Genomic DNA, 25848 nt, shown 5'->3' on the forward strand with positions numbered 1-25848 from the left:
GTATGTGCTGTTAACCGATGTGGACACGGCGGGACAAGACCTCCCGCAGTGTGCCCCCATTCATATGTGCTTTGGGCGTATGGGGCTATCGGGTGTAGGAATCGCCGCCCGTACTGATCTTATAAATGGTTTCGGAGTAGGGAAGGCGTGCCAGGATGGTGGTGGCGTTCAATACAGCCCCCATGGTCATTCCCCGGCAGATAAGGTTCACGTACCCTTGAATCCGGACGCACATAGCATCAGCGCTATCGATAAACTTCGTTTTATTAAGGCGCAGCATTACAATTGTCCTTCCCTCAGGAACAGCGCCAATAGGTGGCACGGCGAATATCGTAATTTGGGTGTAAATGGCCAAGGTGATCAGGGCAATGCCCCCTGCGATTAATACGTTATTCATTGCATGAAAGTCCTACTCTGCAGTTAATCTATGCGCTTTACGATGCCAAATCGACCGTCTTTGAAGTCACTCGCATGGAGCACGTCGGGAGCAGCTTTATCACAATTGTAGGTGGCGTACTTCACCGGTGGATTGCCAAATCGATCAGACCTTCGATCTGCGCAGCCCAGGAAAGACGCTACGATGTATAGCGGCTTGGTGATCTCGTCATTGGCAATTTGGAGCCCCATGGAAAATCTGATGCTAGCGGTGTTGGCAAAATCGTTCGCATCATCATGGTAATTACCCAAAAACGTCGCATAACTGCTCCAGCGTACGAATTCGAAGCTCATGATTCCTAGCCGCTTAAGCTCGCCGCCGTTTGATCCGTAAACGATAAGAGGAGCCAACAGAGGGTCTTTGCTTTTGGATGAATAGGTAGCGGTCGCTGTGATGTACTTCGAGCCACGTTCGGCCGAACGGTACTCATATTCATCATCGTGATTATTGAATGTCCACTGGGCGCCCATCTGAGCAGACTGAAGTGAGATGGTGCTCTCGTCCGCAGCGAATGAGCCTTTTATCGGAACTGCTTTCATCCCTAAAGCCGCCAGCCTACGTGCCTCTTGATCTTTAGCTTCCCGATCTCTGATCATTTTCTGAACAAGCCCATTCCCGACGGCGGCTTCCGCTGAGTCCGCGTAGCGGGAGATCAAGGACTCTAAGCCTGCTTTGGCGGCTGCTTCGTCTCCGATGTCCACAGCCTTTCTCACCTGCGCTAAGAAGATTGGCGGCGTTTGTTTAAGGGTCGTGTTCTCCTGCTGAAGCTGGCTAATCCTGCTGTTGGCCGCCCAAACCTGTGTCTGAAGAGAGGTCACCTCCGCACGAAGGCTTTCGGCCTCCTTCTTATACCTCTCGCCGCCATCACCACACCCTGTCAATGAGAGGGCCAAACAAGAAACTACCAAACCTTTCTTCACAACACATTCCTTTGCTAAAGGTAAAAGTGGCAATCTACCATCGTACGACTATTATCGGAACGAGTTGAGGCCTATCAGTGAAGAGCCAAGCTAAACAGGTGGCTCCATGCGCATGGAGTTTAAACACTGCTTTCCACTGGGTAGGGTAGTGCCAACAGGAAGCAGGGATATCTCAGTGTTGCGAGGCTAGTGGACAGTGATACTTTCAAAGGCATTTCCCCGATGAACCCACCGGCTACTGAACAGCTCCGCAAACTCAACAGCTCCTTTGAAATTCAGCTGAGATGACGCGTAAGATTTCATCAGCAATGAGCGGGGAAGAGCCCAATCCCAATTTTCTCTGATGAGATTCTCCACTCCTTCCAGCAGCGACTCGATGTCGTACGGGTTTAGCTCAGCGATTCTGGCGAGGGCGTCCCCGACATCTTTTTGCGAACCACCGACCGACAGCGCAAGGCCTGAAGTTTCGCAAGCCATCCCAACATGGTTGAACATGAGTACCAGAGCGTAGTTGGTTTGATCGCCGCGCCAAGTGAGTAAATGAGTTTTCGAGTCAGAACCATAGGTGAATTCATTTACCAGCCCGAGTGATCTGAACGATTTACGCGCTTCGCTCAGCAACTCCTTTGCTTTGCTATTGATGAAGGGGCAGGGCGGCGTTTCGGTCAGCACAGCGCGCATTTCCTCGCGGAGATGATCGTGCACCATTGCACCTAGCCCGTCGAAATGGGGTGGCTGACCGGCTCGGGCGGCAGTGACGACACTAGCCCCGAGCTGTCTTGCACGATCAGTCTCTTCTCGCCGAGATCTTTCAGCAGAGAAAAGAAATGAATCTTGGAGATGCTCTTGAATGTCCCGCTTTCAACCAGACAACCCCATAGCTGGGCAGCGCTGGCGCCTCGTTGCTGTGCGATCATTGACAGGATCTGCTGCACCAGAATCGAGGCGTGCAAGCCCTCAGCCCTAGGCGGCTCGAACCAGTTATTAATCAGCAGTTTGATCATCCCGATGGTTTGGACGAGATTCTGGCGGAGCAGGTCTGATGACAGCGACTGGTCAGTAAGCTCACGTTCCTGACAGTACGCCCGGAGCGTGGCAGGTTCGTCGTTGCGTCGGCCTAATCTGCCCAGTCGTTCGCGCAGGCAAGCAACTGATGGAGGCGAAACTATCTGGACGGCTGTCTTGAGATTGCCGACGTCTATGCCGAGCTCCAGGGTGGTAGTGCATACAGCGGTTGCCGGTGGCGCACCTGCTTTGAGCGCGCGCTCGTGTCCTCTCGAAGGTCTTTCGAAAGGCTGCCGTGATGAGGCGGGGATTCGTTGGGCATATCGCTGATTTCGCACAGACGACATAGGCGTTCTGCGTTCGGAAACGCAACTGTTCGGGCTTGGATTGAAAGCCATATTATCGAAGACGCTGATGGTGGATAACACCGTCACATTCGACGCCCTTCGCATTACTGAGAGCCCGCCATTACACCAGCAAAATCTTTGACAACTATCATTGAAGGGCTATCACTGGAGTTCTTTACCTCGAAGGTAGCTCTCTTGCCTTGGTGTTTTGCGTTGATCCTGGCTCCATACTGCACTCAGTGGTACTGCGCAGGAGGTGGAGGTGGTGCGACTCTGGGGCACGCGATACGATCGGATCCCCAATACCTGGGTGATCCGACGGTTCCGCTTGAACACCTGGCGGGCGTTCTCTGCCGGAGCCATTTTCAATGATCTACGCATCTTTGAAACAACACGCCGACTTGCAGTTATGCCAAAGCCACAATCTCCTTTTTAAGGAGATCAGCAGACCTCCTGTGCATTGCGCAAGAAACGCTCAAGCACATTTTTTGTGATCATCACGGTGTAAATGTCGGCCTGCATGAGCCCATGAACCCATTCGCACGTGGCGGCGGTAAAGACCTCACCTCGACCTTTGTGGAAGTGCACCACCATACCGGCCCCACGGCTATGCAGACCGATGCTGGCGTCGCTGAGGTCGGGCGCCAGGATGGAAGCACGAAATCGGGCATCGCCATCGCCGAGCATGAATGAATAGGCATCCTCGGATCGGCCATGCTCGGCATTGGTCGCCCAGCCCATTGCGAGAATTTGCAATCCGCAGGGCGCCCCATCTGTACCGAGCGGTTCTGGGAGGCCGTCGACGAACGTGTATTCCAAGCCATCCACCTCATAGCCAAAGATGTTGGCTTCGTCTCCGAACATGTCCGCGTAGCCGAGGCCCGTCCCCATAAACGCCCAGTGCTTAGGCCTGAAGACCGTGTACCCGCGCGGGTTGCGCGGGGCCATTCCCCCAAAGCTACCGTATATCCCGCGCAGCGCATTCACCCCGAAAGTCGATGCCCCGGGATGATTTACCCTCGGATCTTCCCAAGCCCCCGTTAGCCGATAAGGCTCGATAGCCGCCACAGGATCGAGCGCACCGGCATCGTACTTGTAGGCCACCTGCCGCCGCCCCTCATCCTCCAGGCGAATCTGCCACATAAAATTACCGGCGAAACGCGCGACCTTGCCGCCGCCCTCGACAAAGGCGTCGACCTGGTCGCGCATTTCCCGCGTCCAGTATTCGTCGTGCCCGGCGAAGACGGCGCAGGCGTAGCCCTCTAGCGCGTGCGGGTCGTGATGCAAATCGTCTTGGGTCAGGATATGCACCGTATAACCTTGCTGCTCGGCCCAGACCACAAAGGGGCGCTCGTAAGAAGCCCACCCCGCCAGCGCGTAGTACTTGGCGTACCCGTTAAGGCCAGCCCATTCGATGAATTCATAGCGCGCCGGGCCGGGCTGGCGGGGCCGGCTCACGTTGACGCAACGTGGTGCATCCTTCGGCAGCCACACCTGCCCTCGCGCCCAGGGTCGCTGTGCCGACAGCAACGGCGAGCGGCCACGCGGGGTGCCGACGTGAAGGCCAAAGTAATGATTGGCACCGCCCCAGTCGTTATAAGCGGCCCACGTCGATGTGGCCGCGACGAGTACCAAAACATCTGAACGCTTGCGCAGCGCCTTGACGATAAACAAATGATGCCCGAGGACGCTGCTAGCGCTGTCCCGTATTTCCACTATATAGCCACCCTGCTCAGCATCAGCCGGGATTGCCCATTGCATGAAGACTGGCCATTGGCAGCCATGCTCATAGGCACGTTCAGGTATCGGGTGGAATCGAGCATCAAGGCTGTCGGTGGTATGCAGCGTGCGGGCAGTGGCTCCATCGCGATAGATTCTGAGCCTTACTTGTGGGCAGTTCGACGACAGATACAGGCAAACTGAATCACCCGGGCTGTAGGCGCGGCGATCCGAATAGCACCAGGCGGCCGCCGGGCCGGACTCTGAAGGGACTTCAACCCAGGTCTCGCGTGCGGCCTGACGCGGCCCTGAAGTCTGGCTGACGGTCACGCTGCCTCCGGGTCGTTCACCTCGTGCAGCAGGGTTTTTGGGGGCTGTGGAATCCATTGCGTCGTACTCCTTTATTTGGCTGATTCGGCGGATCGACCCACCAAGGTATTTGCGCTGACTCGAGCACCAGGCGCCTGGATGTGCGCAAGATCGATGCCCGCCGTTTCGTCGATCAGAAACCCTGCCAGGACGGTGACCACGCCCAGCCCGATGACATAGCTGACGTACAGATAGCCAAGGTCGGCGCCGCTAAGATAGTTGTGCAGATAGGGTGCAGTGCCGCCAAAAATCGCCACCGACACCGACGAGACCAAGCCGACGCCCTGAGCCCTTGCCTGGGTAGGTACCTGCTCGGACAGCACGGCGGGGAAAATCGCCGCGATCAACGACCAAGCGCCGAGCCCTAGCAACTGGGCGAGAAACAGCGTGTAGGGCTCAGTGGTCACCATTATCGAGATGGGGTAGGTCAGCACGATGACACCCAGGCCCCAGGCGATGACCATGGGCCGGCGGCCTATTCGATCGGACAACATTCCGCAGATCGGCAACCAGCACACGCAGAGGATCTGCGCGAGAAGACTCGCAACATAGGCACCCGTGGCGTTCATGCCCTGGGCAATCGCCGTCGAGGCGCCGAACGTGACCCAGGCGTAGTAAGTGACATTGGCAGCCGCTGCAAGCATGACGATGTTGCGCGCGACGCGTAGCATCTCCCCGGTGGACAGCTTGCGCGCCGGCCGCGCTTGCCCCTGCTGCGCTACGAACACATGAGATTCCTGCGCACTGCGGCGCAAAAACAGCGCATAAATACCCAGTACTCCACCGATGGCGAAGCCGACCCTCCAGCCGTAGTCAGCCATGGCTTGCGCACCCAGCAGCCACGTCAGCGTCGCCGCCACAGCCGTCGCCGCCATAACCCCTAGCGTTACTCCTACATACACTGAGCTCGACCATAATCCACGGTGTTTGCTGGGAGCGATCTCGGCGACATACGTGTAGGAGACCCCGGTCTCGCCACCATGGGCGAGCCCCTGCATCAGGCGAAAAAACAGCAGCGCGACGGAGGCATAGAGGCCGATGCTTTGATAGTCTGGGATAAAGGCGATGCCTAGGCTGCTGATAGCAAGTAGCAGCATCGTGATCACCATGATGGTACGGCGCCCCAGTCGGTCGCTCAGTCGACCAAACAACCATCCACCGACAGGGCGAGCCACAAAGCCAACCGCGAAAACGGCAAGGGTCGCGAGCATCGCAGAGCGCGCATCTGTCTTGTCGAACAGGTTGCTGGCCAGGTACACCGAAAAGGTTGCGTACAGAGTCCAGTCAAACCATTCAAGCGCATTGCCTATCCCTGCTGCGCGCAACGATTTGAGGCGTCCTTGGTGAGACGTCGTATTGTTCATGAGGTAACTCCTGGTGACGGACGAGATCGAGGCGGTTTGGCAAACCGAATCAAAGGTGCAACTCGGGCTTGGGGTGGCGAACGCCCTGAACAGACGGGACGCGGACACGCATCCCAATCAGCAACGCGGCCAGCAGCATCAGTACTGCCGCCGCCACAAATACGCCTTCGCTGCCACCGACGCTGAACATTGCACCGCCAGCGGCCGCGCCCGTGGCGATGGCCGACTGCACAGATGCCACCACCATGCCTCCGGCGCTTTCCGCCTGATCAGGTACCGAGCTGGCAACCCAGTTCGACCACGCGACCGGCACACCACCAAAGGCCAAGCCCCAGATCGCCAGCAGTAGCGCTTGCCCCGGCAACGAGGCCGGCAACAGCACCAACGCCAGTGCTGCAAAGCCGACCAGCGCGGGCATCAACACCAGCGTTGCCAGCGGGTGGCGCTCCAGCAGCTTCCCGGCCAACAGCGTGCCGACGAAGTTCGCCACACCGAACCCCAGCAACATCAGCGATAGCCCTTGCGAGCCAATGCCGGTGGTGCCTTCAAGGAATGGCCGAACATAGGTGAACATCGCGAAGTGCCCGCTGTGCACCAGCACGCAACCGAACATCCCCATAGCTATGCCTGGGCGCTGCAACACTTCTAAAACAGTGCGCAGTCTTGCCGGCCGACGCGGCGCGAGGCTCGGCAGAGTGAACGACTGAAAAGCCAGGGTCACCATGCCTACCGCCGCCGCTGCATAGAAAGCGCTTCGCCAGCCATAAAGCCCGCCCAGATAGCTGCCCAATGGCACTGCAACGACCGTCCCGATGGCAATGCCGCTGAAAATGATTGATAGCGCCCGGGGCAATAGAGCACTCGGTACCAAGCGCATCGCTACCGCCGCCGCCATGCTCCAGAACCCGCCAAGGGCGATACCCAGCAAGATGCGCATCAACAACAGCACCGCGAAGCTGGAGGACGCAGCGACCAACAGATTAGAGGCGACCATTAACGTGGAAAACCCTAGCAACACCCAACGTCGGTCGATGCTATGGGTCAGGCCGGGCACCAGCAGGCCGGCGAACAGCGCTACCACGGCTGTCACCGTGACTGCCTGACCAGCTAGGGCTTCGGACACTCTCAGGTCAGTAGCCATCAGCGTCAGCAAACTGGCCGGAAGGTACTCGGCGGTCAGTAACCCGAAAACACCCATTGCCAACGAGAAGACGGCCATCCACGCGGGCGTCGCAGGCTCTAAGTCCCCGCCGACGCCGGGATAGAGGTCGGATACGGCGTTACATACACAGTCAGTCATTGCACGGATCTCCCAATCTTCATTGCGAACCGAAGTCTAGGCGCCGAGAGTTGGATGATCTATGATCAACAGTCTCTACTTTTTGACTAAAAAACCTGAATAATGCCTGTAGATCAGTTTGCTCTTTCCTCGGACTTCATCAACGAGCTGTTGCGCGGCATGCGCCTGCGTGGTGTCGAATACCGACGTATCCAGGCGGGCCCTATCTTCGGTTTGGGCTTCACGGAAAAACCTGGGCATGCCTGGTTCAACTTCGTGGCCGTGGGCAAAGCCGTGCTGCGAATGGAGGACGGCACTATCTACGAGCTGTCTGCCGGTAATGCGGTTTTCATCCCCCATGGCGCGGCTCACCAACTGTTTTCCCATGCAGACGTGCCTGTTCAAGACATCGACCGACTAGACGGCGCCCTTCTCGGTGACGCCGTCAGAGCGGTGGACGCCGGAGCCGATGCCTGTCCCACGCCGAGCACTATTTTGTTCAGTGGTTGTATGGAGTTTGAGCTGGGCAGTATCCATGGACTTGGCAGGCTGATGCCGGGCCTGATGCTGATTGATGCCGGTGGCCAGCGTTACCCCGGGCTGGTACCGATCCTGACCACCATGGAACGCGAGGTAAGCGCCGCACGCGTCGGCTACGCCGGTATCCTCGCGCGTTTGGCCGATGTCGTGGCTGCCATGGTCGTTCGCGGCTGGGTGGAGTGCGCCTGCGGAAATGCCTCTGGCTTGGTCGCCGCGTTACGCGATCCCCGCTTGGCCGGTGCACTGCTTGCGCTCCACCAACAACCGGGCCGCGATTGGAGCGTTGCGCAGTTGGCTGAGCAATGCAATACCTCACGCTCGGTCTTCGCAGACCGCTTCCAGGTGACAATTGGCGTGGCCCCGCTGCGCTATGTCACCGAAGTGCGAATGCGCCTTGCAAGCCAGTGGCTGACCCTCGAAAGGCTACCGATTGAAGAGGTAGCGCTTCGTTTGGGCTATACATCGCAGGCCGCTTTCAGTCGTGCATTCAAGCGCGTTACGGGCAAAACACCTGGATTAATTCGTAAGGTGAAGCAGCCCGCTGTTACTTGAAATCTAGCGCAAGTAGTCGATGATCCATGCCTCTGACTCATTTACCGCCGGTTACGTCTAGGAATGTACCGGTAACGAAGGATGCCTCCGCGCTCGCCAACCATAGAATCGCGCGTGCCACTTCCTCAGGCTGTCCGCCGCGCCCCATTGGGATCGAGTCCTTGACACGATCGACCCGCCCCGGCTCACCGCCACTAGCATGCATTTCGGTATAGATATGTCCGGGGCGAATACAGTTAACGCGTATGCCTTCCCGTGCGACTTCCTTTGCAAAGCCAATGGTGAAAGTTTCCAAGGCTCCCTTCGACGCCGCATAGTCGACATACTCATTGGGGCTACCAAGGCGCGCCGACGCCGAAGAGACATTGATCACCACGCCGCCCGGGCCGTTATGACGGTAAGACATCCGTTTTACCGCCTGCTGGGCGCAGAGTATTGGCCCAATGGCATTGACCGCGAAAATGCGCTGCATCCGCTTGAAGCCGAGATCCTCCAGGCGTGACTGAGGTGACAGCATTCCGGCGTTATTGACCAGCACGTCAATGCGTCCGAACGAGTGGTCTATAGCCGCGAACAAATCCGCCACCTGCTGGGGGGCCGCGCTGTCGGCCCTCATCGCCAACGCTTTGCGCCCCAATGCTTCCACATCCGCAGCCACAGCCAGCGCTGCGTCCTCATTGGCCACGTAGCTGATCGCGACGTCATAACCTCTTGCGGCGGCCAGCCGGGCTGTGGCTGCGCCCACTCCACGACTTCCACCCGTGATTAAAATCAGCGGTGCCTGCGAGACGTCGACCATTGAACATAGCTCCTGAGCCGTTGGCTGTATCAGCCGATGATGAGAGTGCCGCTGGAGATCACCACGCACGCCAGTAAACAGCGTGCGGCGAGCGTCTCGCCGAGAGAAACGAAGCCAATCAACGCCGCAACAGCGTGCTAGTTTCGCGAAATGCGGATACCACGCCCAAGGGCGCTTCGTCATGGCGTAGATGGCCATTCCGTACGCAGCAGCGCGTCCCAGCTGGCGTGCACGAACGCGGCGAAAAGTACGAAGAAAATGAGCTGAATAGGCATGCACCACTTTAGGAAAATCGGCGCCAAGGCTAAAGCGAAGTCTCCTCATCGCCGCATGAACGGATGGTCATGGATCACTATTCTACTCGCTGTCCTTTTAGCGCTTCATTGACTGACGTTTGGCGAAAACTGGCGATGTGCAGCTGCGATTCAATGCCCTTGGGGCATACGAAGAAATAAGCGAGCGGCGATGGAAGCGCTAGATCAAAACGCCGAACCAAACAGCCATCCCTGATTTCGTTCTCGACATGCCCGCTGCCCATCAATGCAACACCTTGGCCGAGCAAGGTCGCCTCCGCCGTCATATCGGTATCGCCAAATCTGACGCTTTTCTAGAGCGGCAAATAGGCTAGCCCGAAGGCTTGAAACCACACGTCCCACTTTGGTACCAACTCGGCACCGGCCCGAGTCAGTACCGGAAAATGCAAAAGTTCTGCGGGGCTCTGCGATGTCCCAACGCTGCGCAGCAATTCAGGGCTGTCCACAGGAAATACCTGCTCTCTAAAAAGGAGCCTGAATGCAGACCTAGGTAGTTGCCGTTCGAGCAGCGCACACCCAGGGCGATGTCCCGCAGGACTTGATAGGTTCCGCGCGCGGCGAGTGGGTTGGAGACAAACGGATATACCTTCGTGGCTCTGACTTTGAGGAATAGGTACATGAAGATTTTCTTGCTAGGGCAGGCGGCGCAGCCATCGATTTGATAGCCTCCGTTCACCTTTTGGAGAGTGTTCATGACTACCAACAACCAATCAAAGATGGCGGCTCGATATGGTGAGCCGGATGCATCTGCGCTCCTCGTTTGTAACGATATCATCGATCAACTCCTCGACCATCGCAGCGTCCGCGCATTTACTGCAGAGCCCCTGCCTGAAGGCACAGTCCAAACGCTCATCGCCGCCGCGCAATCTGCGTCAACCTCGTCAAACCTGCAGGTCTGAAGCGTTATTGCTGTGCAGGATGCTGATCGAAAGGCACGACTAAGCACGCTCGCTGGAAACCAGGCCTATATCCGACAGGCACCTCTGTTCTTCGTATGGCTTGCCGACTTGTCCAGAGTTACGCGTGTTGCCGAGCAGAATAATGCTGAACTGGAAGCACTTCCTTACCTCGAAAGCCTGTTACTCGGAACAATTGATGCTTCCCTGGCTGCTCAGAATGCGGTCGTGGCGCTCAATTCCTAGGGCTAGGAAGTGTGTACATCGGCGCCATCCGCAATGATATCGAGGGCGTCGCGAAGGAGCTTTGACTGCCTCCACACGTCTACCCCGTATTCGGCCTTTGTGTAGGTTATCCTTCCAAAGAATTGCCGGCCAAGGTCAAGCCACAGCTTCCTCAGAGCGCGGTTCTTCATCACGAAACATACTCAGCTGGTCAAGAGCCTGAAGCGATCGCCGAGTATGATCAGCGTTTAGGGGCTTTCTATCGGCGCGAGGGTATGAAGGCATCGGGCTGGTCGGAGCAGGTGGTCAATCGGTTAAGCAGCGTCTCTAATCTTCATGGCCGCGAACGACTTGTTGATCAGATGCTGCGAATGGGTTTCGGCCTTCGTTAACCAGTTGTTCGTCATATGCGCAAGCGTAGCGATGACGTCGCCATGCCATCGGTAGGGACTCCGCCTGATCGGCACCACGAAGGCATGGAGGATCGAGGTGAGGGCGGTGAGAACGCGACGCTTGAAACGCTTTCTGTCGTTCGAGTCGCCAAACTTCCCACCCTCGTTCACCTCAAGCGCACACGATATATCCTCAGCCATCACCGTCAGTAATCGAGCACTGCCGCTAGTGAAGGGTGGTGCTTTCAAACGTGCTTCCACCGTGAAGCCACAGAGTACTGAACAACTTTGCGAACTCGACCGCGCCTTTGAAGTTGAGCTGAGACGATGCATAGGATTTCATGAGTAGCGAGCGGGGCAAAGCCCAGTCCCATTTTTCCTTGATGAGATTCTCGACGCCTTCCAGCAGTGACTTGATATCGTCCGGATCTAGCTCGGCGATCTTGGCGAGCGCGTCAGCGACATTCTTTTGTGAACCGCCAACCGACAACGCAATGCCTGAGCTTTCGCACGCCATTCCTACGTGGTTGAACATGAGTACCAGAGCGTCGTTAGTTTGGTCACCACGCCAAGTCACTAGATGAGTTTTCGAGTCAGACCCGTAGGTGAATTTGTTTGCCAATCCGAGTGATGAAAATGACTTTCTCGCTTCGCTGAGCAACTCCTGCGCTTTGCTATCGATGAAGGGGCAGGGCATCGTTTCGGTCAGTACAGCGCGCATTTCCTCGCGAACATGATCGTGCACCATTGCACCAAGCCCGTCGAACTGTGGAGGCTGACCGCCTCGTGCGGCAGTGACTACGATCACCTTTTTTTCAATATCGACATCGAGTACCCGCCAGCGCCGACCACCAAAGATGATTCGCTGGCCTTTCATCAGAGGCCTGCTGACAGGTACTGAGCCAAGCGGTTTGCCTTCCCGTACCAGCCTGAACTCTTCGTCGCTGGTGAAAGCACTGTAGAACTCATAATGGTTGATGAGTCGTTCGCCGATCTCTCCTGGAAGCAACAGACCCGAGCTGTCCTGGACAATCAATTTTTTCTCGCCAAGACTCTTCAGTAGGGAGAAGAAATCAGTCTTGGAGATGCTCTTGAATGTCCCGCTTCCAACAAGACCACCCCACAGGTGGGCAGCGCTGGCGCCTCCTTGCTGTGCGATGACTGACAGAATCTGTTGCACCAGAGTCGAGGCGTGTAAGCCCTCAGCCCTGGGCGGCTCAAACCAGTTGCCTATCAGCAGCCTGATCATCGCAATAGTCTGTACGAGGTTCTGGCGGAGCAGGTCTGACAGTAACGATTGGTCAGTTAGCTCACGTTCCTGACAGTAGGCTCGGAGGGTGGCAGGCTCGTCGTTGCGACGCCCTGACCTGCCTAGGCGTTGGCGTAAGCTGGCCACCGATGGAGGCGAACCTATCTGGACAACTGTCTTGATGTTGCCGATGTCTATCCCAAGTTCCAGGGTAGTGGTGCACACGGCAGTTGCCGGCGGTGTACCTGCTTTGAGCGCACGCTCCGTGTCTTCTCGAAGGTCTTTCGAAAGGCTGCCGTGATGAGGCAGGAATTCGTTGGGCATACCGCTGATTTCACACAGGCGACGCAGGCGGTCTGCGTACCATTCCACCTCCTGCCGGCTGTTCGGGAAAACCAGATTGTTACTGCCGCGCAGCACCTTGTACATGTGTGCGGCGATGGCATGCCTGGAGCCGGACTCGTCTTCTTCCTCCTCTTCCTCAGGGTTCTGATCAGGGTCGGCATTCGGTACTTCGACAGCACGCAACTTTTGCATCGGCGGCATCATATAGCCGCGCACTTGCACCTGAAGATTCTGGCCAGATGATTTCGATTCAATCACCTGCACCCGCTCTGGATGCCCGGGCCTGAGAAACTCGCTCGCCAACGACATGTCTCCCAGCGTGGCGGACAAGCCGACTCTCGGCAGGGTTTTTCCGGCTACAAGCTCGACTCGCTGCATCAATGACTGGAGCTGCTTACCACGCTCGCTGCCGATGAAAGCATGCAGCTCGTCGACCACAATGTAACGCAGGTTCTGGAACAGCCCCATCAGGCTTGAACCCTTGTTGACGAACAGCGCCTCAAGCGATTCTGGGGTGATCAGCAAGACGCCCTTAGGAGACTTGAGAAACTTGTGTTTTTTGCTGGCAGACACATCGCCGTGCCATGCGATGACGGGAAGATCCAACTGCTCACAGAGTCGACTCAACCTGTCCCATTGATCGTTGATGAGTGCCTTCAGTGGGCTGATATAGAGGACGGCCCCAGCGGGGTCTTGGTGCTCCATCAGGTTAGTGAGGATGGGCAGGAATGCGGCCTCAGTTTTCCCGGCAGCTGTTGAGGCGGCGATAATCACATCCCGATCAGCATCCACCAGCGCGGAAATTGCCCATTCCTGTGCGTCCCTTAACGCTGTCCATCCCTGGGCCCAGACCCACTGTTGAACGTCGGGGTGCAGGCGCTCGAAAGACGAGGATTCAGAGTTTGAAACTTGTAAGCTCATCGTCCGCCTCGATGCTTAAATCCTGCTTGCCACCATCATCCTGGGCAACTTGGACGGCGCCTACCAATGCACGCCAGTCCGCTCCAGGATTTTGCTCCAGCACCGCGAGCAAATTGATGAAGGCCGTGATAGTTGTGCGTGGAGTGCGGAAGTAGGCCTCACCCAACCTTTGGTTACAGTGCGCCATGAATGCAGGGATCGCCTCGTCAGGCATCAGGTATTTCCCCGGGTCACCGTAGGCATAAACGTTACGCAGCTTTTGAAGCAGTACGTAGAAGTCTTCTGGAGTCAGGCTGCTCAGGCGGATGACCGGCCCCGACAGGTCGATCAATCCAGATTTGGCAAACGTGTTTTCGGCAAGCCGGGATTGCAAAGCAGGGTAGCTGTAAAGTCCGCGCCGGGTGTCCATCAGAAACTCAGGCGTACCGCCGAGGACGAAGCCAAGGCCCTCGGTCGAGCCTTGTAGGGAGTCATTCAGAATCCGCAAGATTTGCTCGTAGTTGGCGTTGCGTGCTTGAGTGTTCGCGAGCTTGTATAAATTTACGAGCTCGTCCAGGCAAATCATGAGGCCGCTAAACCCCGCCAGGCGTACGAACCGCGACAGCAACTTCAACTGATCGTAGACCGATGCGTCATCAATGATGGTTCGGACACCGAGCGCCGCACGTGCATCTGTCTTGGTAGTGAACTCGCCTCGAAGCCACCGTATGGCATCCGCCTTGAGCTGCTCGTTGCCTTGTTCGAACCCTTGGCAATACTTGGCGATGACGTCAGCAAAATCATAGCCGTTCACCATCTCAGTGAGATCGGCAAAGAATTCTCTGATAACGACTTCGCTCTCGACGCCCCGAGTTTTCGCTTCCGATTTCGCCTGAGAGATGAATTTTTCAACGATGCCCTGCAGCGCACCACCATCCGGTTTCGTCCGGGTGGACATGTTTTTAGCAAGCTCTGCATACAGTGAGCGTGCTTGTCCGCCTGAGGCATGCAGCCGGCGATCTGGGTTCAAATCGGCGTGCATCGTGACCAACTTGCGCTCCATCGCAATGCCCCGAACAAGGTTGAGGAAGAAGGTCTTCCCGGCCCCATATTCGCCTACAACAATCCTGAAAGCGGAGCCGCCGTCAGCGAGTCGATCTATATCTTTCAGAAGTGCGTCCAGTTCACCCGCTCGACCCACCTGAATAAGATGCTGACCCGCACGAGGGACTACACCCGCTCGCAATGACTGGATGACCGCATCGCGATCCTTTGGGCGTATCGTGCTCATAGGGCTAATTCTTCCAGGATATCCGGGTTGATCTCGATGGGGTCATCCCCCTCAGAGACTGGCATGTCGAACCGCTCAAACGCCATTTCGTTGATTTGCTCAAGAGCGCCATCCAGCATGAGCTCCATATCTGTGGCCACATCTTCCAGCTCCTGACGGCTCCATTCGCGGCGGGACACGATCATTCGCAGAAACGCTGAGTGCTCCGTGTCGAGTCCATGTACGGTCGCTGCATTGTCAGTGGGCTGATCCTTGATGCTGTCCACGATGGCAGGCGGTTCTGGAAATTCATCGCTGAATACCTCGGCCAGCAACGCTGACACCACTGCCGTCTCGCGCTGGAGCTGCGCAATTTTATCCATATCCAGATTGAAGCTTTGCGTCGCGGCAGAACTGCGTGGCACACCACCGGTCTGTTGGGAACTAGGCACGGCATCGAATTTCGGCGCCGTTGAGACAAGTTTAGAAGGGATTATGGCTGCGCCGTGTAAGTCCCCGTAAAGCAACTGTGGATCGAGCTCCAAGGTTTTATATACGCGTTCCAGCAGCCGGACTTCCGTCGGCGAAACGTTTCCGTCAGCTTGAGCGAGATGAGCGAGGAAGCTGGCCATGGCGCGTTTGGCATCGGCGTTCAGAGGGCTCAACTTCTTCTTCAGGCTCGCCAGGGTAGGTGGCTGCAGAATCTGGATCTGCAAGCGCGCCTTGAGCCGTTTGCGATGAGTTACGCCAAGATGAGTCCAGGAGTCGATATGCCGTCCCAGCAGGGCCATCTCATTGCTGGAGGTTTCCCGATCTGCTGCTGCCACCGCACTCGCCAAATCTAGCGTCACCACAGCGGCGTGGTAGTCGGAGGTTGTCCGTACACTCGCGTCATCGTCACCCGCCGCGAACAATATGATCGTGTCCGGATTCTTGGGTGTTCGGCTGCCGGACAGTACGTCCGGCTCAAAGCCGATATTCAATGACTCGAATGCTCTCGCCAATGCGACGATTGTTCCGCGCGGAAGAGCGTCTGCAGATCCAAAGCGTCCTGCAAGATCCTCGAAGGTCATGACCAGATGCTCCTCGCCGACCTGCCGTTGCAGGTCAGCGATCACATCCTTTGCTGCTGCCGGCCAAAGGGCAACGGGAAGCTGCAAAATACCTTCAAGATCTGAGGCCCCTTCAGGATTGCGACCGAGGTACCTACTGTAAGGGGCTAGGATTACCGTGCACTCTTCAACTATGGCCTGGAGCTTGTTCCGCGTTGCCGAGGTAACGGAGACATCCGGTATGTTACCCAGCGCCATGTCGGGAACCGTCAAGCGGGAAGAGGCGGAGCGATAGCTCGTTTTGAGTATGGTCTTGTTCTGGTTGAGCACAAGACCATTTGGATAACGGGTGGAATACTGCGCCACGAACAGCTGTTCAAACTGATCCGCACATCTACTTACTGAGGTGCGTCGGCTGATGTTCGGGTCTGTTTGCACCCACGCCAACGCCCATGCCGCATTTAAGGGATGCTTGTCCAACGCCATCTGCCCCAATGCCAACCGCAGCGACATCGGCATTTCAAGGCCACCCGACTCGACACGAGACGGTGCGTTCAAGTACGTCTGAGGTTCCACATTGATGAGCTGTATGTGGTTCAGCAGGTTGGACGCGTAGTTTCGAAACGACGCGTTCTCACCGTAAATCATCCTTAGGAGCTTGATCTCTTTGACGATGCTGGGGAGCTCAGTGCGCGCTACATCGTCCGTGATCGAATCAACGACAGCCCGCCGCTCAAGTCCGTAAAAGAAGATGAAGACGTAGCCAATATCCACGTTGGGCGTACTTCGCCCTTCGGACAGCCATTGCAGGTAGCCACGCCGTGCTGCAGGCGAGATGCCGCTGTAGCTAGGCCAGTAGCCGGTGATTTTCTCGGTCAGATCCACATGCGCAGCTTGTACAGGTAGCTGGCCGTTAATCAGCGAGGGCTCCTGGTTGAAAGTGCGATCTGCTTTTTCAGCAAAATAGACCATGCCACCCTGAATAACGTGGCCGCTGACAGTGATGGTTTCATCCTTGCAAATCCATCGAGCTTGCTGAAAAACGTCCTTGGGCTTGGGGATCGCAAACTGATGCTCAGGCGAGCTCACCCTGACCACATGGAAATCCGAAGTAGCACCTTCGGCGCTGCTCAATTCAAGATTGATTTCTGATTTGGACTCGTAATTCGACAAGGGTGTGGTTTGACCTTTTGAGTCGGGCAGGATCGTCTCCTTCGGGCGAGGAGGGCCGTTTGATGACTCTCTAATGGACTTTTTTACAAGCCAGATGAAGCCAGCGATCCCCGCCAAAAGCGCAACCACGAGCCTCATACCGGATGGGACAGCTACGATGACCACGACCAATATGAATGTCCAGGTCGCGACGGTTGCCATGCCTCGGCTGCTTTTTTGCTTCCTTGCCATTAAGCGCTTCCATGATGATGGCCTGGCTTAGTGGCAGTATCTGCATTTTCTCACCGGACGCCAATCATCGCGCTTGCTGTCGAGACAATGTGCCGACCAACGCTACATCACTCTCCATCGGTTGCGCTGTTGCCGCGAGCTTCAAAGCTTTGAGCTCGGCCTTGAGCCCGTCGTTCATGGCTATCAATGTATGCGTATCAGCTTTCAACCTTCGGATGTCAGACCAGGCTTCCTGCAGCTCGTCCAAGAGCATCAGGCACTGATGCTGATAGCTTTCGAGCTCGGTGGGCATACCACGGTCTAGAGCGTTGTAAGCTATGGGTTGAGTGGGATGGGTCATAAGGTGGCCGTTAGGAGTACGTATGTTCTCCAGCTAGAGTAGCTCCAGATACTGTATGGATCAACAGTTCTGTAGCAGATTTGCTGCCGCCTAGAATGACGCCACTGTATCGCCCGGGAGTCCTGCCTATGCCTGCGTCGTTGACTCGTCCCACCCCCGCACCCTATCTGGCGGCTGATGAAACCGTAGTGTTGTTCGACGGGGTCTGTAAGCTCTGCAATGGCTGGGCGAAGTTTTTGATCCGGTATGATCGCGATCACCGTGTCCGGCTTGCCACCGTCCAATCCGAGGAAGGCCAGGCGCTGCTGGCTTGGGCGGGGTTACCCGTCGATACGTTTGATACGATGGCGGTTATCCGCGACCATCATTACTGGGTGAGGTCGGATGCGTTTTTTGAGGTCATCAATCGGCTGCCGGGCCCTTGGCCCCTGCTTCAAGCCCTGAGAGTATTTCCACGCTGGCTGCGGGACTGGGTTTATGACCGTGTCGCGCTCAACCGGTATCGATTGTTCGGCCAATACGACGTCTGCCTGATGCCGACTCAAGATCATGAGCGCCGCTTTCTAAAGGGCCAGCCATGACCCCTGTGCGCTAAGCACATTGGCTGGGACGTGGCGGTCTCGCATTCATGTTTGCTTACCATGGCCTGGTGCCGAAGCTGATTGCGCTTAGTCCTGGGGAGCAACTGTTGCTGCGGGCCCATGGCCTGGAGGGCGCGCTCTGGCTGTCTCGTGGCGCGGGCATAGCGGAACTGGCATTAGCAGCGTTACTGCTCTTCGCACCAAGGAACAACGGGCCATTGGCGATCGCCGCTATCGTTTTAGTGGGGTGTTTGCGGATATCGCACTGGTGCAGCCCGCACTCCTAGTTGATGCTTTTAACCCTGTCAGCCTGAATATTGCTGGGCTGGCGCTTTGTGCCGTCGCTTGGGTTATCCGAGCACAGCCCCTAACTGAACTACCGAGCCTGCAGGATTGAACCTGCCTATGCAGGACGCGATGATGTTTGTGCTGATTGGATGTCTCGTGCCTCGAAGGTCAGCAGTCCATTTACACAAAAAACTTGCAGGTAAAGTAACACCACCTAACTGCCGGCTCAGGACGTCAAAAACTCCAACACTTGCACCACAAGATTCGCGGCGTCTGCCCAGGCGCCGTCGTTCCAAATCCGGTTAAAGGTCTCCCGTTCGGGATACGCGGCGATTCCCAGGGCAGTCAACCCGATAGTCCCCAAGACCCCGCCAACCAACCACGAGTGCACGATCAGACCGCCGATGCCAAGTAAGGTGAGGGCGATGCCGCAAAATAGGTAGCTAAGACGCAGATAGGGAAATTTGACGTTGGCTGGGCCCAAGATGGCAGCACTCGCAGCGATGGTGTGCTGAGGCTAGCAATGGGCCACCGCAGCGTCCATCGAGAGTTTGTAAGCAAGTTTATGATCGCCTCTTAGTTTCTATGCAGCCCTTCTAAGAAACACCTCCATTCCTGTCGCCGTCGTAGCGAGGTATAGCCCGCCGCAAAAGTTTTCGTCGACCGAGCTTATGGCCCTTGAACGGACATGCCAGCTTGGCATCACTAATTGGGTCAATTCCGCATGAGCGGCACGAGGCGTGATTGTTGCCAGTGGCCCTTCGTTACCGGCCGGCTGCAAGGTGTCGATAACGGCCGCTGCTCAGCTCGCCTTCCCACCAAGTGTAGGGAAACGATCCCCCCTCGGCACCTGGAGACCAGCAATGTTTGGGATGGATACTCGGGGAAGACTGTCTCAAGGCTTTTGTCTATGAACTTTGAGGAGGAACAGCAGGGGGTAAGGGTGTGCCGTCCTCATAGCGAGCCAATTCTTTTCGGGCGATCAGCACTAAGTGTTCAACCTGAACGAATGGCAGATCCTCAGCGAATAGCGAAATTCGCAATGTGTTATCAGCATCAAACCTGAAGACCTCAGCGCACAGTTGATTGGTGGCGTTGATAAGCTCAAGTCCCAGGCCATCACGGATCACGTCCGAAGCAATCTGAATCCGATATTCCATGTCTGATTCCTAGCGTTTAAACGTAAGCGGTCAATTAAGACGAATACCGGAATCGTGCATCGTCTTGCATCATGGCCATGATGACTTCAAACCAATACCTGCGCCTAGTCAAGACGCCTCTGTGGAGTGTTGAAACTATTTCTTTCCCCAGCGGACGTGCCGCAACGAGTCGGAGAGATCACCGGGAAGGCACTGCTATCGAGGATAAGGAGTGCCTGGACACCTCCGCCGTCAGTCGCTAGCCTCAGCCTTCACCGACATCCGGGTGTCTCAGATACAGCCAAAGTCAGGATACGCACTCCTATGGCCTACGAAATCCACATTGTCAGATCGAGTGGAATAGCCCTTCAAGAATGGCAATTACTTTGCGCAAGTGATCCATCCCTGAAGCTAGTAAACGAGTTGGCTGGCAGAAACACCTTCACAGGTGAAACCATTGTCTCCTGCGGCAAGAACACAGCAGCTTGGACGCACCCACTAACACAGCAACAGTATCTCTTTGATTATCGGAGGCGGATGATTTCCTTCGTCTACAGTGATGCGGCAATCAGCAAGGCTAAGGAAATTGCGAGAGCACTCGGAGCCAAGGTTGAAGGCGATGAGGGCGAGGCATATTGAAAATAGCCCAATGACGGACGCTAGCTTCCTATCAGCGAATTTCAACACCTAGCTGCTGACAGGCCGCAATGGGCCGGTAGCAGGTGTTGACGAACGCGAGCTATGGGCGATCAGGGTAGGGGGATTACCTTCAAAACAAGCTATGTTTTCGAGCGTATCAACGTGGCTGTCCCGACTGTATCGTCAGCTCTCCAGAGCCCACACGGAAGAAATTAAGATATGGACAATGAGCGGAGGATTGAAAAATGGAGCGCTCAATGGATGATTGTTGCGGGGCGAGCGGTTTGCAGTGACTGCCTGGAAAGCCAAGCACTGGAGGATTGTGAGAGACCGTTTTCTCATGCCAGCAAATGCGAAGCTAGCAGGGTTAAATCCGAACTCCCGTGGGTTGAACTGCACGACATTCTAGACTGCACGCGAGGGTGAGGTGCCAGTCTTGCTTTGATAGGGCTGCCTGCCAGACAGGTTGTATGGCCTCGCGTATGGGCAGTTACCTAAAAACGGCACCTGCCGGCAGAGACCGAACGTTTGGAGAGCGGGATTATGATGATCACCAAAAAGCCGGAATACTGCACAATCTGCAGCCTTTTACTCGACAACCCCGCAGATCCGCTATCAGGCAATTGCGGGGGAGATTGCTGGGGATGCATAGGTGCTATCGAGGCGGAAATGGGATGCGCAGAGTCGCTCGCCTTAGTACGTAAAGAATACGAAGCAGGACTTCGGCTTGGCTGGATCGATCCATTCAAGCCCTGAGTAGGAGGCTGAACTACGAGTGCTATGAGTCGAAAACAGCCGGTCGCGGCTGACAGCTTTTGACACATAGCCGCCATTCAGTCGCGAACGGACTGGGCGGGAAGGCACTGCGTATTGCCAACGAAGGTGCTGGCGATGCAGCTCACAGATTGGTGCTGAAGGATTCATTGCATGTGGAGCGTTCTGTCTGCCGTCCCCCGCTAAAGATCCTGAATTACTTGATCTCCACCGTGTAATGAAATCTGTCGGCAGGTATATAAGACAATCTCCATTCGACAGGTGCGCCAACATGATCGTGCATCGTCCTTTCGATCTGGATTGCCATCGTCCCCTGAGGGAGTTGGAAGAGTTTGGCATCCTGGTCGGTCAGTGGCTGTGCGGTGAGATCGTCGACCGCGCGGGCCACCAGTACACCGCATTCGGATTCGTACACGGGATACAGCAAGACCGGAGAGTTGGATTCAAGATACGCAGCCAACTTCTCAAATTTCGGTAACGGCAGCCAGATATGCTCCACCAGCACAATTTCCCCGTCGAAAGATCTGCATCGATGCAGGTAGAGCGCGGTTTGCCCAGGCGCAAGCCGTAATTGCTGCGCAGCTTTTTCTGGAGGAGGTAGGATTTTTGTCGCGAGAATTTGGGCGGTGGGCAATTCGTTTCCTTTTGTCCCCCTGAATCGCACGAAGCGCAGCATCGAGGAACGTTCGAAAGAACGCGACACAAAAGTTCCCAGCCCTCGGATTCGCTCTACCAAACCGTCCTGCACTAACGCGTCAAGCACCTTGCGCATTGTGCTTACCGAAACTGAATACTCTGCGGCGAGTTTGTCTTCTGAAGGCAACGCTATGCCGGTCGCCCAAGTCCTCTGATTGATTCTTTGCGCCAGGTCGTCACGGATCTGCACGTAGCGGGGCAGGCGGCTATCCGGCTTTTGGCCAGAAGCGTGATCAGAAACCATTTCACTAATCCTTGAGTTCAAGCGTGGCGCGGCAAGCAGGGAGAGCACATTACCAGACGTTGACAGGTTGCTCAATAAATCTATACTTCTGTACAGAACTACCTAGGAGGTACTTATGACGACCTGCTCAAGCCGCGTTTCAACGGCGGATCTCTGTGATCTCTACTGGGATTCCATCGGGCCCGACATCCAGCAAGCCTTTCCGGGCCTGATCTCCCTGGGTGGCAAACGCGCCTGCGCTGGCCCTGCCATGACTGTCACATGCGTCGACGACAACGTGCTGATCCGGGAGCTCGTGTCTTCACCAGGCAATGGCCGAGTGCTGGTTATTGATGGAGGGGCATCTGCAAACCGTGCCTTGCTGGGCGACGCCCAGACGACCAAGGCAATGAACAACGGCTGGGCTGGGCTGGTGATCAATGGCTATGTAAGGGATCGAGAGCTCCTGGCGCTACTGCCTTTCGCGGTGTTCGCGTTAGGTACTGTGCCCCTCAGGCCACTGAAGACAGGTGCGGGGCATCTCGGCGGCGCCGTCAGTTTCCTGAATATAACCATCGCGCAGGGCGACTGGGTTTATGTGGATAGCGACGGCCTGATCGTTTCCAAGCGCGCACTCGAACTCCCGGCAGAAGCACTGACAGAACAATAAAAGCGCTTCTGGCGTTAGCTGGAAGTGCGAAGGAAAGATATGAACTTAAACGCCGAAATAGATAACGCTCTGTTCTTCGTGCACACCCAAGATGAATGCCGGTTGGCCGTCAGACGTTTGAAACATGCCGCTGATACTGCCCCCACAGTCCTGTTGATTCATGCGTTGGCTATGGACTCTCAGATGTGGACTGACACTGTCCGAGCATTACAAACGCAGGCCAATGTCTACGCTGTCGACTGTCGTGGTCATGGTCAATCTGACAAGCCAGTGGGGCCTTACGATATCGCTCGCTTCAGCGAGGACATGTGCAGCGTCCTTGACCACCTGAAGGTAGACCGGGCCGTTGTGGTGGGCTGTTCCATGGGCGGCACAATTGCCTTGGGTATGGCTGGTCGATACCCGGAACGAGTGGCTGGCCTGGTCGCCATCGACACCACAGCCAGCTACGGCGAAGGGACTATCTCGAAATGGTCAGACCGAGGCGAGCAAGCGTTGCGCGACGGGATGGCCTCGCTTGCAGAATTTCAGTGCGAGCGCTGGTTCAGTGCGCAATATCGCCAACTTCATCCACAGGTGGTCAGTCAAGCGCTCGAAGTCTTCCTGGCCAATGACACCATGGCTTACCACCAGGCGTGCCTGATGTTGGGCAAAGCCGACGAAAGGACGCTGCTGCCCCGCTATAGAGGGCCTGCGCGGATCGTCGTCGGAGAGGATGACTACGCCACTCCGATTTCTATGGCGATGGACATTCAGCGGCTGCTGCCCAATTCAGTGCTGCAGGTCATCCCTGAAGCGAGGCACTACACGCCCATCGAAACGCCGGGATCTGTGGCTGCGAACATCGACTCTATTTTGGCATCGCTGTAAGCCGGTAGTACTGAGGATTCGACAATGACAATAAAAAGAAGAAGTTTTTTGATGGGGGCGGCTGCCGCACTTGCGTGCCTTCCGCTGCGCGATCTGCTCGCAGCCGGGGAAACTTCAGACGAGCCTGTATTCGATGCGCACTTTCATTTGTTCGACCCTGCTTACCCGATAGACGCTAATGGTGGGTACACGCCACCCACGTTTTCCCTGGCTGATTACCAGCGGCTTGCAACCCCATTAGGGATTCGCTCGGGCGTTTTGGTCGGCAGCTCGTTCCAAGGCTACCGGCAGGATTGGTTATGCGACGCACTCACCAAGCTGGGAACTGAATGGGTCGGAATCACCCAATTGCCTTTGGACGTTTCGGACGCGGAAATCCTCAGGCTTGCGAAGTTTGGGGTTCGCGGCATTCGCTTCAATATTTATCGCGGTGATGAAATTTCGATGGATCAACTGGTGGCGCTCTCCCGGCGAGCATTTGATCTTGCAGGATGGCATCCAGAAGTTTATCTGGATGCTTCTCAAATGAGAGCGCATGTGCCGCAGCTAAGTCGACTGCATGGCCTGGTTATTGATCATCTTGGTATGTCCGCAGCGGGCTTGCCTGTGCTGTTGGATCTGGTTGACGCCGGTGCCAAGGTCAAGGCTTCAGGATTTGGCAGGGTCAATCTGGATGTGCCTCGCGCACTGGAAAGTATTGCCCGGCGCAGCCCTGACGCTTTGATGTTCGGGTCGGATATGCCGTCCACCCGCACCAAGCGGCCATTCCAGGCTGCCGATATAGAACTTGTCAAATCTGTCCTGGGGCAAGAGTTGGCGCGTAAGGCGCTTTGGAGTAACGGGCGCAGTCTTTATCGCTTGCCGGTTACCGATCTAGTCAAGCTGACCACGCGCAGAGGCGGTGCCCTATGAACACGTCGATTGAGAAACGCACCATCAAGAAAGTTGGACTGCGGCTGATTCCGCTGATGCTGGTTTGTTACCTGGTCAATTATCTAGACCGTATTAACGTGGGTTTCGCTGCATTACACATGAACGAAGATGTTGGCATCACTGCAACCGTATTCGGATGGGGGGCAGGACTGTTCTTCATCAGTTACTTTCTCTGCGAAGTGCCCAGCAATATGGCCCTCCATCGGGTAGGAGCACGTCGCTGGATTGCCAGAATCATGATTACCTGGGGGATCGTTTCTACGTGCTTTGCCTTTGTTCAGGGGCCAATATCATTCATGGCGTTGCGATTCTTGCTGGGAATCGCGGAAGCGGGCTTTTTTCCCGGAATGGTGCTCTACATAAGCTATTGGTTTCCGCAGGAGTATCGCGGGCGATTGACAGCATTGTTCATGACCGCGATTCCCCTGTCAGCTCTTATAGGCGCGCCGTTGTCAGGTTTTTTGCTCGAAACCGCCAGTTTCTGGAGTATCGCCAGCTGGAAGTGGATGTTCATCATCGAAGGCATTCCAGCGATCATTTTGGGCGTAGTGGTGCTGGTGTATCTCACCGACAGGCCATCTGAAGCCAAGTGGCTCACTCCAGAGGAAAAAGATTGGCTGATTTCCAGGCTCTCCGTGGAAAAAACGGGCGGTCATCTCTCCAGCTTCAAGGACGCCTTCAAAAGCCTGAACGTGATGCTCATGGGTGTTATTCATTTGGGGTTCGCCGTCGGCTCCTATGGGATTGCGATTTGGCTGCCGCAAATCCTCAAAGGGCATGGCTTGAGCAGTTTCCACATCGGACTGATGTCGATGATTCCTTACGGTGTCGCGATTATAGGAATGATCGCTTGGGGCGCATTATCCGATAAAAGCCCTAACCGTTCCCTCCATGTGGCTGCCAGCTGCTTGCTGGGTGCGATAGGCCTGTTGATAGCTGCAGCTGTGCCCACACTGTTTGGAGCCATGGTGGGCATTTCAATCAGCACCTTGGGTGTGATTGCAGCGCGACCGATATTCTGGACTTTACCGGGCAGCTTTCTCACCGGCTCAGCGGCGGCGGCGGGTATAGCGTTCATTAATGCGTTTGGCAATCTCGGTGGATTCATAGGGCCTTACGTCATTGGTCTTATCAAAGACCAGACTGGTTCCTTTACCCTGGGCATCGTGGCTACATCCTTGCCATTGGCATTAAGCGTCGTTGCAGCATTGGTTCTGGCCAAACGCCTGTCGCGACTCAGAACTGACGCTGCAACCAATACTTCTGAATCCGTGCAGGAGCCTATATAAGGGCTGCCTCAATTATGTGTGGAGTTGTC

General features: G+C 56.0%; 23 protein-coding genes and 2 pseudogenes. 9 read left to right on the forward strand and 16 right to left on the reverse strand.

The window, feature by feature from the left end:
* Positions 1-85 precede the first annotated feature (85 nt).
* The 6 genes and pseudogenes from SLW75_RS08980 to SLW75_RS09005 all read right to left on the reverse strand — a co-directional run bounded on the left by SLW75_RS08980 (position 86) and on the right by SLW75_RS09005 (position 7460).
* A complete protein-coding gene (locus SLW75_RS08980; protein WP_410934215.1) occupies positions 86-397 on the reverse strand; it encodes a hypothetical protein in 312 nt (103 codons plus the stop codon).
* A 23-nt stretch (positions 398-420) separates the two neighbouring features.
* Complete coding sequence (locus tag SLW75_RS08985; protein WP_410934216.1) at positions 421-1356, reverse strand: hypothetical protein; 936 nt, start codon at positions 1354-1356, stop codon at positions 421-423.
* Positions 1357-1542: 186 nt separating this feature from the next.
* A pseudogene (locus SLW75_RS08990) lies at positions 1543-2743 on the reverse strand (helicase-related protein); the annotation flags it as partial.
* 406 nt (positions 2744-3149) lie between these two features.
* Positions 3150-4814, reverse strand: a complete 1665-nt coding sequence (locus tag SLW75_RS08995) for a N,N-dimethylformamidase beta subunit family domain-containing protein (protein ID WP_410934217.1) — start codon at positions 4812-4814, stop codon at positions 3150-3152.
* A 14-nt stretch (positions 4815-4828) separates the two neighbouring features.
* Positions 4829-6160, reverse strand: a complete 1332-nt coding sequence (locus tag SLW75_RS09000) for an MFS transporter (RefSeq protein ID WP_410934218.1) — start codon at positions 6158-6160, stop codon at positions 4829-4831.
* 49 nt (positions 6161-6209) lie between these two features.
* Positions 6210-7460: an MFS transporter gene (locus SLW75_RS09005; RefSeq protein WP_410934219.1), complete on the reverse strand. Its 1251-nt coding sequence runs from the start codon at positions 7458-7460 to the stop codon at positions 6210-6212.
* 102 nt (positions 7461-7562) lie between these two features.
* On the opposite strand from SLW75_RS09005, the gene SLW75_RS09010 reads away from it, so the two are divergent.
* The gene (locus tag SLW75_RS09010; RefSeq protein WP_410934220.1) at positions 7563-8531 is read left to right on the forward strand and encodes an AraC family transcriptional regulator; all 969 of its coding nucleotides are present in this window, start codon (positions 7563-7565) and stop codon (positions 8529-8531) included.
* Positions 8532-8568: 37 nt separating this feature from the next.
* Here SLW75_RS09010 and SLW75_RS09015 read toward each other — a convergent pair whose 3' ends face one another.
* From SLW75_RS09015 to SLW75_RS09025, 3 genes and pseudogenes are all read right to left on the reverse strand, one after another.
* Positions 8569-9330 (reverse strand): SDR family oxidoreductase, encoded by a 762-nt coding sequence (locus SLW75_RS09015; protein WP_410934221.1) that lies wholly within the window; start codon positions 9328-9330, stop codon positions 8569-8571.
* Between the two features lie 29 nt (positions 9331-9359).
* A pseudogene (locus SLW75_RS09020) lies at positions 9360-9537 on the reverse strand (EamA family transporter); the annotation flags it as partial.
* Positions 9538-9682: 145 nt separating this feature from the next.
* Positions 9683-9892 (reverse strand): hypothetical protein, encoded by a 210-nt coding sequence (locus SLW75_RS09025; RefSeq protein WP_410934222.1) that lies wholly within the window; start codon positions 9890-9892, stop codon positions 9683-9685.
* A gap of 444 nt (positions 9893-10336) precedes the next feature.
* Between SLW75_RS09025 and SLW75_RS09030 the strand changes: the two genes are divergently transcribed.
* The gene (locus SLW75_RS09030) at positions 10337-10543 is read left to right on the forward strand and encodes a nitroreductase family protein (protein WP_410934223.1); all 207 of its coding nucleotides are present in this window, start codon (positions 10337-10339) and stop codon (positions 10541-10543) included.
* Positions 10544-11079: 536 nt separating this feature from the next.
* Here the strand turns inward: SLW75_RS09030 and SLW75_RS09035 are convergent.
* From SLW75_RS09035 to SLW75_RS09055, 5 genes are all read right to left on the reverse strand, one after another.
* Positions 11080-11406: a hypothetical protein gene (locus SLW75_RS09035; protein ID WP_410934224.1), complete on the reverse strand. Its 327-nt coding sequence runs from the start codon at positions 11404-11406 to the stop codon at positions 11080-11082.
* Positions 11384-13672 (reverse strand): DEAD/DEAH box helicase, encoded by a 2289-nt coding sequence (locus SLW75_RS09040; protein ID WP_410934225.1) that lies wholly within the window; start codon positions 13670-13672, stop codon positions 11384-11386. Before SLW75_RS09040 ends, SLW75_RS09035 begins: the two co-directional genes overlap by 23 nt.
* Entirely contained in the window at positions 13647-14942 is a 1296-nt protein-coding gene (locus SLW75_RS09045) for an ATP-binding protein (protein WP_410934226.1), read from the reverse strand. Before SLW75_RS09045 ends, SLW75_RS09040 begins: the two co-directional genes overlap by 26 nt.
* Positions 14939-17377 (reverse strand): TerB N-terminal domain-containing protein, encoded by a 2439-nt coding sequence (locus tag SLW75_RS09050; protein ID WP_410934227.1) that lies wholly within the window; start codon positions 17375-17377, stop codon positions 14939-14941. Before SLW75_RS09050 ends, SLW75_RS09045 begins: the two co-directional genes overlap by 4 nt.
* A gap of 64 nt (positions 17378-17441) precedes the next feature.
* The gene (locus SLW75_RS09055) at positions 17442-17669 is read right to left on the reverse strand and encodes a hypothetical protein (RefSeq protein WP_410934228.1); all 228 of its coding nucleotides are present in this window, start codon (positions 17667-17669) and stop codon (positions 17442-17444) included.
* Positions 17670-17845: 176 nt separating this feature from the next.
* Between SLW75_RS09055 and SLW75_RS09060 the strand changes: the two genes are divergently transcribed.
* Both SLW75_RS09060 and SLW75_RS09065 read left to right on the forward strand, forming a co-directional pair.
* Positions 17846-18298 (forward strand): thiol-disulfide oxidoreductase DCC family protein, encoded by a 453-nt coding sequence (locus tag SLW75_RS09060; protein WP_410934229.1) that lies wholly within the window; start codon positions 17846-17848, stop codon positions 18296-18298.
* 47 nt (positions 18299-18345) lie between these two features.
* Positions 18346-18585: a DoxX-like family protein gene (locus tag SLW75_RS09065; RefSeq protein WP_410934230.1), complete on the forward strand. Its 240-nt coding sequence runs from the start codon at positions 18346-18348 to the stop codon at positions 18583-18585.
* Between the two features lie 909 nt (positions 18586-19494).
* Here the strand turns inward: SLW75_RS09065 and SLW75_RS09070 are convergent.
* Positions 19495-19746: a hypothetical protein gene (locus tag SLW75_RS09070; RefSeq protein ID WP_410934231.1), complete on the reverse strand. Its 252-nt coding sequence runs from the start codon at positions 19744-19746 to the stop codon at positions 19495-19497.
* Between the two features lie 303 nt (positions 19747-20049).
* Between SLW75_RS09070 and SLW75_RS09075 the strand changes: the two genes are divergently transcribed.
* Positions 20050-20364, forward strand: coding sequence for a hypothetical protein (locus tag SLW75_RS09075; RefSeq protein ID WP_410934232.1), 315 nt, complete (start codon positions 20050-20052; stop codon positions 20362-20364).
* A 970-nt stretch (positions 20365-21334) separates the two neighbouring features.
* Here the strand turns inward: SLW75_RS09075 and SLW75_RS09080 are convergent.
* Complete coding sequence (locus SLW75_RS09080) at positions 21335-22078, reverse strand: GntR family transcriptional regulator (protein ID WP_410934233.1); 744 nt, start codon at positions 22076-22078, stop codon at positions 21335-21337.
* Between the two features lie 115 nt (positions 22079-22193).
* Here SLW75_RS09080 and rraA point away from each other — a divergent pair, with 115 nt between their 5' ends.
* From rraA to SLW75_RS09100, 4 genes are read left to right on the forward strand one after another with little or no spacing between them, the layout of a single operon-like run.
* Entirely contained in the window at positions 22194-22727 is a 534-nt protein-coding gene (gene rraA, locus SLW75_RS09085; RefSeq protein ID WP_410934234.1) for a ribonuclease E activity regulator RraA, read from the forward strand.
* A gap of 39 nt (positions 22728-22766) precedes the next feature.
* Positions 22767-23597, forward strand: a complete 831-nt coding sequence (locus SLW75_RS09090) for an alpha/beta fold hydrolase (RefSeq protein ID WP_410934235.1) — start codon at positions 22767-22769, stop codon at positions 23595-23597.
* Between the two features lie 24 nt (positions 23598-23621).
* Positions 23622-24509: an amidohydrolase family protein gene (locus SLW75_RS09095; RefSeq protein ID WP_410934236.1), complete on the forward strand. Its 888-nt coding sequence runs from the start codon at positions 23622-23624 to the stop codon at positions 24507-24509.
* The gene (locus SLW75_RS09100) at positions 24506-25819 is read left to right on the forward strand and encodes an MFS transporter (protein ID WP_410934237.1); all 1314 of its coding nucleotides are present in this window, start codon (positions 24506-24508) and stop codon (positions 25817-25819) included. The genes SLW75_RS09095 and SLW75_RS09100 overlap by 4 nt, the downstream gene beginning before the upstream one ends.
* The last annotated feature ends 29 nt before the right edge of the window (positions 25820-25848 follow it).

The sequence above is a fragment of the Pseudomonas sp. W5-01 genome, from assembly GCF_046540435.1.
Classification (GTDB): domain Bacteria; phylum Pseudomonadota; class Gammaproteobacteria; order Pseudomonadales; family Pseudomonadaceae; genus Aquipseudomonas; species Aquipseudomonas graminis_B.

Coding starts and splice junctions, on each gene's coding strand:
- SLW75_RS08980 (WP_410934215.1), bottom strand. CDS start 397: ATGAATAACGTATTAATCGCAGGGGGCATTGCCCTGATCACCTTGGCC.
- SLW75_RS08995 (WP_410934217.1), bottom strand. CDS start 4,814: ATGGATTCCACAGCCCCCAAAAACCCTGCTGCACGAGGTGAACGACCC.
- SLW75_RS09000 (WP_410934218.1), bottom strand. CDS start 6,160: ATGAACAATACGACGTCTCACCAAGGACGCCTCAAATCGTTGCGCGCA.
- SLW75_RS09005 (WP_410934219.1), bottom strand. CDS start 7,460: ATGACTGACTGTGTATGTAACGCCGTATCCGACCTCTATCCCGGCGTC.
- SLW75_RS09010 (WP_410934220.1), top strand. CDS start 7,563: ATGCCTGTAGATCAGTTTGCTCTTTCCTCGGACTTCATCAACGAGCTG.
- SLW75_RS09015 (WP_410934221.1), bottom strand. CDS start 9,330: ATGGTCGACGTCTCGCAGGCACCGCTGATTTTAATCACGGGTGGAAGT.
- SLW75_RS09030 (WP_410934223.1), top strand. CDS start 10,337: ATGACTACCAACAACCAATCAAAGATGGCGGCTCGATATGGTGAGCCG.
- SLW75_RS09040 (WP_410934225.1), bottom strand. CDS start 13,672: ATGAGCTTACAAGTTTCAAACTCTGAATCCTCGTCTTTCGAGCGCCTG.
- SLW75_RS09045 (WP_410934226.1), bottom strand. CDS start 14,942: ATGAGCACGATACGCCCAAAGGATCGCGATGCGGTCATCCAGTCATTG.
- SLW75_RS09050 (WP_410934227.1), bottom strand. CDS start 17,377: ATGGCAAGGAAGCAAAAAAGCAGCCGAGGCATGGCAACCGTCGCGACC.
- SLW75_RS09055 (WP_410934228.1), bottom strand. CDS start 17,669: ATGCCCACCGAGCTCGAAAGCTATCAGCATCAGTGCCTGATGCTCTTG.
- SLW75_RS09060 (WP_410934229.1), top strand. CDS start 17,846: ATGCCTGCGTCGTTGACTCGTCCCACCCCCGCACCCTATCTGGCGGCT.
- SLW75_RS09065 (WP_410934230.1), top strand. CDS start 18,346: ATGTTTGCTTACCATGGCCTGGTGCCGAAGCTGATTGCGCTTAGTCCT.
- SLW75_RS09070 (WP_410934231.1), bottom strand. CDS start 19,746: ATGGAATATCGGATTCAGATTGCTTCGGACGTGATCCGTGATGGCCTG.
- SLW75_RS09075 (WP_410934232.1), top strand. CDS start 20,050: ATGGCCTACGAAATCCACATTGTCAGATCGAGTGGAATAGCCCTTCAA.
- SLW75_RS09080 (WP_410934233.1), bottom strand. CDS start 22,078: ATGGTTTCTGATCACGCTTCTGGCCAAAAGCCGGATAGCCGCCTGCCC.
- rraA (WP_410934234.1), top strand. CDS start 22,194: ATGACGACCTGCTCAAGCCGCGTTTCAACGGCGGATCTCTGTGATCTC.
- SLW75_RS09090 (WP_410934235.1), top strand. CDS start 22,767: ATGAACTTAAACGCCGAAATAGATAACGCTCTGTTCTTCGTGCACACC.
- SLW75_RS09095 (WP_410934236.1), top strand. CDS start 23,622: ATGACAATAAAAAGAAGAAGTTTTTTGATGGGGGCGGCTGCCGCACTT.
- SLW75_RS09100 (WP_410934237.1), top strand. CDS start 24,506: ATGAACACGTCGATTGAGAAACGCACCATCAAGAAAGTTGGACTGCGG.